Origin of the sequence: Brevundimonas sp., from assembly GCF_024711105.1 — a bacterium.
Lineage (GTDB): Bacteria > Pseudomonadota > Alphaproteobacteria > Caulobacterales > Caulobacteraceae > Brevundimonas.
Genome location: NZ_JANJTL010000035.1, coordinates 1 through 5,866, shown reverse-complemented (window position 1 = coordinate 5,866; position 5,866 = coordinate 1). Strand labels below are relative to the sequence as shown.

The window sequence follows — 5,866 nt, the reverse complement described above, 5'->3', positions numbered from 1 at the left end:
ATCGGTCCAGTCGGTGGATGTCTCGACGACCGGCGGAACGGCGTCCAGCCGCGATTGCAGCGTCCACAGCCCGCCCAGGGTGGCCACCGGGACGACCAGCCCCGCGATCAGCCAGGGCCAGGCCTGGCCGAGGCTCCGCAGATTGAGGATGGCGGCCACAAGCCCAAGCCCGACACCGCCGACGGCCAGCCACCAGCCGACCGTCAGGGTCAGCAGCCAGAAACCCGTCTCAAACGAGACCCAGCCGATATCGGCGCCCATCGCGCCGAAGGTCACCGTCAGCGGAGCGGACACCCCGACGAGGGCTGCGAGGATCAGGAGCGCGCGGTTCATCCCGCGACCCTATCACGCGCCGGGCAGGCGGTAGTCCTTGAACTGCTCGCGCACGACCTTCTTGTCGATCTTGCCCGTGGCTCCCAGCGGGATGTCGTCGACGAAGGCGACCGCGTCCGGCATCCACCACTTGGCGATCTTGCCTTCCAGGAAGGACAGGAACTCCTGCGGCTCGCCGGTCTGGCCCGGCTTGAGCTTGAGGACCAGCAGCGGCCGCTCATCCCACTTGGGATGGGCCACGCCGATCACGGCGGCCAGTTCGACCTTCGGATGGCCCACGGCGATGTTCTCGATGTCGATAGACGAGATCCACTCGCCGCCCGACTTGATCACGTCCTTGGCGCGGTCGGTGATCTGCATGAAGCCGTGCTCGTCGATGGTCGCGACGTCGCCTGTGTCGAAGAAGCCCTCATGATCGAGGATCTCGCCGCCCTCGCCCTTGAAGTAGCCGCCGGCGATGGTCGGGCCCTTGATCATCAACCGCCCGAAGGTGTGCCCATCGTGAGGCAACTCCTGGCCAGCGTAGTTCTTGAGCTTCAGCTCGACGCCCAGCGGCGGCATGCCCTGCTTGATCCGCCACTTCATCCCCTCGTCGTAGGGAAGCGCGGCCAGCTCGGGGGTGAGGTTGGACAAGGTGCCGATCGGCGAGGTCTCGGTCATGCCCCAGCCCTGAAGCACCTCGATGCCGAACTCGTCGTGGAAGGCGCGGATCAGGGCCTCGGGCACCGCCGAGCCGCCGATGAGCACCTTCTTCACCGTCGGGATCTTGAGGTTGTTCTCGCGCAGATAGGCCAGCAGCCCCTGCCAGACCGTCGGCACCGCGGCCGAGAAGGTGACGCCCTCGCTCTCGATAAGCTCGTAGATCGCCTGCCCGTCCATCTTGGCGCCCGGCATGACCAGCTTGGCGCCGGCGGCGGGCGCGGCGAAGGCGATGCCCCAGGCGTTGGCGTGGAACATGGGCACCACCGGCAGGATGGTCTCCTTAGGCGACGGGCCGAGCACCGTCGACTGCATGCCGAGCAGGGTGTGGATGAAGTTGGACCGGTGCGAATAGAGAACGCCCTTGGGGTTTCCGGTCGTGCCCGAGGTGTAGCAGAGGCCGCAGGCGGTCTGTTCGCCGAACTGGCCCCAGACGCAGTCCTCGGACTGGTCCGCGAGCACCTGCTCATAGCATTCCGCGCGCGGCAGCTTGGTCGCGGGCATCGACCATTCGTCGGTCATGACCACGACCCGCTCGACCGACAGGCAGTGCGGCAGCACGGCCTCCAGCAAGGGGATGAAGGTCAGGTCGACGAAGATGATCCGGTCTTCGGCGTGGTTGATGATGTAGGCCAGCTGCTCCGGGAACAGGCGCGGGTTCAGCGTGTGGCAGACCGCCCCGATACCCATGATGCCGTACCAGGCCTCCATGTGCCGGCCGGTGTTCCAGGCGAGGGTCGCGACCCGGTCGCCCGTCGAAATCCCCCAGCCCTTGAGCGCGTTTGAGACGCGCTTGGCCCGGCCATGGATCTCGCCATAGGTGGTGCGGACGATCGGCCCCTCGACGGAGCGCGTCACGACCTCGCGGTGACCGTGCCAGTTCTTCGCGTGGTCGATGATCCTGTCGACCGTCAGCGGCCAGTCCTGCATCAGGCCCTGCATCGCCGTCTCCCTTTGCCCAACCCGTTGTACGCGCCTGTCAGAGCGGCGGTTGCAGCGAAGCTAGCACGTGAACGCCGTTAAGCAACGGAGGGACGCGGGATCGGCGACCGGTTTCGACACCTGACGTAGGGGCTGCTAGAGCGCCGCCATGGCCTTTCTCATCGGCATCGTCGGCGGCTCGGGTTCGGGCAAGACCACCATCGCCCAGGCGCTCGCGCGCAGGCTGGGCGGCCGTGCGGTGCTGATCGCCGAGGACTCCTATTACGGCGAGTACGCCGATGAGCCCTGGTTCGACCCGGCGACCTTTGACTTCGACGACGTGGCGTCGCGCGACCATGCGCTGATGGCGGGACACCTGGCCGAGCTGAAGGCCGGGGGCGCGGTCGACGTGCCGCACTATGACTTCGTCACCCATCGGCGGTTGCCGGGCGAGGCGACGGCGACGGGCCCCGCCGAGGTGGTCATCGTCGAAGGGCTGCACCTGTTCTGCACCCCGGAGGTAGCGGCCCTGTTCGACCTGAGGGTCTTCGTCGACACGCCTGCCGACGTCCGCTTCATCCGCCGGCTGATCCGCGACCAGGCCGAACGCGGGCGGACCTGGGAGTCGGTCGTGGCCCAGTACCTGGCGACCGTGCGGCCGGCTCACGTCCGCCAGATCGAACCGTCCCGCACCGGGGCGGAGATCGTGATCCTGGACGAGGCCGCCGCCGTCCGGCTCGAGGACCCGACCTCGGTCGACCGGCTTGTCGCGCCCATCCTGGCGGACCCGCGGATGGCGCGCCTTCTGGATTAAGTTTCCGTAAGGTTACCCTTGCCGAACCGCGTTCGCCCGGCTTACACAGCCGGGAGAAGAGTGGGAGGCCGGACGATCGCCAGGGCAAGGCGGCGCGGCGCGGGGACATGGACATCCAGACACCGGAGCATGCCGCCAAGCGGCGCGTGATCCTGAGCGCGGCGCGACGCAGGTTCATGGCCGACGGTTACGCCGCCGCCGCCATGGAGCGCATTTCGCGCGAGGCCGGGATTTCCACGGCGACGCTGTATGCGCACTTCCCCGGCAAGGCCGAGCTGTTCCACCACGTCATCATCGACGCCAGCGAGGAGTTCGCCGGCCTGATCCGCACGGTCAGGATGGAGACGGGCTCACCGCGGGACCGGCTGCGCAGCTATCTGCGCGCCTACGCCCGGTTCATGGCCGATCCCTTCGTGCGGGCTGTCTTCCGGCTGGTGACGGCCGAGCGGAAGCGCTTTCGCGAGACCGCGCACACCTTTTTCGAGATGGGCAAGCGCGACGTGGGTGCGGGCCTGATGGCGTCGCTGCGCGAAATGACGGAGGCCGGCCTGCTGGACGTCCGCAAGCCCTCCTGGGCGGCGGGCCAGCTGCTCGGCATGGTCGAGCATCCCCTGTTCCTGGCGCCCATGATCACCGGCGACGACGTGGTGGCCGGCCGCTCGCCGGACAGCATCGCCGACGACGCGGTGGAAACCTTCCTGGCTCGCTACGAGGTGCGGGCCGAGCGCGCGGTCGAGGCGGCCTGACCGCCCGGGTCAGGGATAGAGCCGGCTCTTCGTCCACCCCTCGCCGGCCCGTTCAAACCGCACCCGATCGTGCAGGCGGAACGGCCGGTCACGCCAGAACTCGATGGCCACGGGCAGGACGCGCCAGCCGGTCCAGTGCGGCGGACGCGGCACTTCGCCCAGCCCGAACTTCAGCCCGTATTCGGCGATGCGCTTCTCGAGCGCCAGGCGGCCCTCCAGTGGGCGCGACTGGTCCGAGGCCCAGGCGCCGATGCGGGCGTCGCGGGCTCGGCTCGCGAAATAGGCGTCGGCCTCCTCGGGCGTGACCGGCTCGATAGGCCCACGCACGCGGACCTGCCGGCGCAGCGACTTCCAGTGAAACAGCAACGCCGCCTGCGGATTGGCCGACAGCTGGCCGCCCTTGGCGCTCTCGGCGTTCGAATAGAAGACGAAGCCGCGCGCGTCGAAATCCTTGAGCAGCACCATCCGGCAGTCCGGAAGGCCGTCGGCGTCGGCGGTGGCCAGCGCCATGGCGTTCGGGTCGTTCGGCTCGTTTTCGCGAGCGGCGGCCAGCCAGTCGGCGAACAGGGAGAACGGCTCGTCGCGCTCCAGCACCGCCTCGTCGGCGTTGGCCTCCAGCGCTGCGGCGTAGTCCTCGGCGGACGGGCTGGGCGGGATGCGGGGATCGCGGCTCATTTCCGCCCTATAGTCCCGCCCGGCGTCGCCGTCAGCCGCCGGTGCGCTCGCGCAGCTCCTGCTCCTTGGCGGCGATCTCCGGCGTCATGTTCTCGAAGTCCTCGAAGGTCACGAACGGCCGGATCTCGACCTCGCCGTGCAGCTTGTCGGTGTCGGGGATGCGCTTGGCCCAGGCCACGGCCTCGTCCATGTCCTTGACCTCCCAGACCCAGTAGCCGGCGATCAGTTCCTTGGTTTCGGCGAAGGGGCCGTCATAGACCTCGGGCGTGTCGCGGCCGTTGAAGACCACGCGCTTGCCCCTGGACGAGGGCTGAAGCCCGTCGCCGCCCTGCATGATCCCGGCGTTCACCAGCTCCTCGTTGAAGGCCATCATGTCCTTCATCAGGGCCTCGCTGGGCTGGACGCCGGCCTCGATCTCCGGGGTGCCCTTGATCATCACCATGACGCGCATGTCGTTTCTCCTTGGCTTGAGGCGGCGCCTTCGCCGTCCGTGACGCTACGTCGAAGGCCCCTGCCCCGTCCCGACACTCGCGCGAATTTTTTTCTCAGCGGCGGCGCTAACTTCCTTTTGACCATGTGCGGGCATGGGTGGAGGCGATGTCAGCCGCCAAGCTCACCCCGAAGGAGGCCTGCGCCCTGCTCGGTCTCGCCGAGCCGGTGGGCGGCCTGACGCTAAAGCTGGCCTTCCGCGCCGCCGCCAAGGCCAGCCGCCCGGACCACCCGGGCGGGGACGAGGAGCGCTTCCGGCAGGTGATCGAGGCCTATCGGCTGCTGCAGACGCTGGAGACGGCCCGGGCGGTCACCGCAGCGCCGGCTCCGCAGCCTCGCCCGGAGCCGAAGCCCGAGCGGCCGGTGCTGGAGATCACCCCGACGGAGGCCGCCACCGGCCTGGCCCGCAACGTCCAACTGCCCGACGGGCGGACGCTGGGCCTGCGGCTGCCGGCGGGCCTGCGCGCGGGCGAGACGGTGCGGCTGGCGGGTCAGGGCCAGCACGGGAAGGACCTGCTGCTGACGGTACGGATCACGACCGACGGCGACCTGCGCGTGGTCGGCGACGACCTGTGGCTGGAATTCGAGTGCGACGCCTCGGTGCTGATCCATGGCGGACGTGTGCGCGTGCCGACGCCGAGCGGCGAGCGCGACGTTTGGGTGCCCAGGGCCCTGCCGTCCCCGGCCCGCCTCCGACTGAAGGACCAGGGCCTGCCGGCGCGCGACGGTCGCCCGCAGGGGCATCTCTTCCTGACGCTGAAGGCGGCCAAGGTCCGCGCCTCGGACCCGGCGGCGGATCGGCTCAACCGCTTCCGCCACCGCTGGGCCAGCTAGGCGGCGCCCGGCGGTTCGGCTAAGCCGAAGCCATGTCGCACAACAGCTTCGGCTATCTGTTCCGCGTCACCACCTGGGGCGAGAGCCATGGGCCGGCGATCGGCTGCGTCGTCGACGGCTGTCCGCCGCTGATCGCGCTGACCGAGGCGGACATCCAGCCCTGGCTGGACCGCAGGAAGCCCGGCGGCTCGCGCTTCGTCACCCAGCGGGCCGAGAGCGACACGGTGCGCATCCTCTCGGGGACATTCGACGACGGCGCCGGCCCGGTCACCACCGGCACGCCCATCAGCCTGGGGATCCAGAACGAGGACGCGCGGTCGAAGGACTATGGCGAGATCGCGCGCGCCTATCGCCC

8 protein-coding genes are annotated in these 5,866 nt (G+C 69.3%); 4 read left to right on the top strand and 4 right to left on the bottom strand.

Going from position 1 to position 5,866, the window contains the following annotated elements; genetic code table 11:
* Both Q0M60_RS02360 and Q0M60_RS02355 read right to left on the bottom strand, forming a co-directional pair.
* The coding region (locus Q0M60_RS02360; RefSeq protein ID WP_296815451.1) for a hypothetical protein at positions 1-333 on the bottom strand (333 nt) is incomplete at its 3' end.
* A 12-nt stretch (positions 334-345) separates the two neighbouring features.
* A complete protein-coding gene (locus Q0M60_RS02355) occupies positions 346-1,974 on the bottom strand; it encodes a long-chain-fatty-acid--CoA ligase (RefSeq protein WP_296815449.1) in 1,629 nt (542 codons plus the stop codon).
* Between the two features lie 148 nt (positions 1,975-2,122).
* Here Q0M60_RS02355 and udk point away from each other — a divergent pair, with 148 nt between their 5' ends.
* A complete protein-coding gene (gene udk / locus Q0M60_RS02350; protein ID WP_296815448.1) occupies positions 2,123-2,767 on the top strand; it encodes a uridine kinase in 645 nt (214 codons plus the stop codon).
* 107 nt (positions 2,768-2,874) lie between these two features.
* A complete protein-coding gene (locus Q0M60_RS02345; RefSeq protein ID WP_296815446.1) occupies positions 2,875-3,513 on the top strand; it encodes a TetR/AcrR family transcriptional regulator in 639 nt (212 codons plus the stop codon).
* A 9-nt stretch (positions 3,514-3,522) separates the two neighbouring features.
* Here Q0M60_RS02345 and pdxH read toward each other — a convergent pair whose 3' ends face one another.
* Both pdxH and Q0M60_RS02335 read right to left on the bottom strand, forming a co-directional pair.
* Entirely contained in the window at positions 3,523-4,188 is a 666-nt protein-coding gene (gene pdxH / locus Q0M60_RS02340) for a pyridoxamine 5'-phosphate oxidase (RefSeq protein WP_296815444.1), read from the bottom strand.
* A gap of 31 nt (positions 4,189-4,219) precedes the next feature.
* Positions 4,220-4,639, bottom strand: a complete 420-nt coding sequence (locus Q0M60_RS02335; RefSeq protein WP_296815442.1) for a YciI family protein — start codon at positions 4,637-4,639, stop codon at positions 4,220-4,222.
* A 146-nt stretch (positions 4,640-4,785) separates the two neighbouring features.
* Between Q0M60_RS02335 and Q0M60_RS02330 the strand changes: the two genes are divergently transcribed.
* Entirely contained in the window at positions 4,786-5,511 is a 726-nt protein-coding gene (locus Q0M60_RS02330; protein WP_296815440.1) for a J domain-containing protein, read from the top strand.
* Between the two features lie 32 nt (positions 5,512-5,543).
* Positions 5,544-5,866 (top strand): chorismate synthase (locus tag Q0M60_RS02325; protein ID WP_296815438.1); only part of this gene is annotated, 323 nt, incomplete at its 3' end.

What these genes read in the sequence shown, in the direction of transcription:
- Q0M60_RS02330 (WP_296815440.1), top strand. Translation starts at nt 4,786, where the DNA reads ATGTCAGCCGCCAAGCTCACCCCGAAGGAGGCCTGCGCCCTGCTCGGT.
- pdxH (WP_296815444.1), bottom strand. Translation starts at nt 4,188, where the DNA reads ATGAGCCGCGATCCCCGCATCCCGCCCAGCCCGTCCGCCGAGGACTAC.
- udk (WP_296815448.1), top strand. Translation starts at nt 2,123, where the DNA reads ATGGCCTTTCTCATCGGCATCGTCGGCGGCTCGGGTTCGGGCAAGACC.
- Q0M60_RS02355 (WP_296815449.1), bottom strand. Translation starts at nt 1,974, where the DNA reads ATGCAGGGCCTGATGCAGGACTGGCCGCTGACGGTCGACAGGATCATC.
- Q0M60_RS02345 (WP_296815446.1), top strand. Translation starts at nt 2,875, where the DNA reads ATGGACATCCAGACACCGGAGCATGCCGCCAAGCGGCGCGTGATCCTG.
- Q0M60_RS02335 (WP_296815442.1), bottom strand. Translation starts at nt 4,639, where the DNA reads ATGCGCGTCATGGTGATGATCAAGGGCACCCCGGAGATCGAGGCCGGC.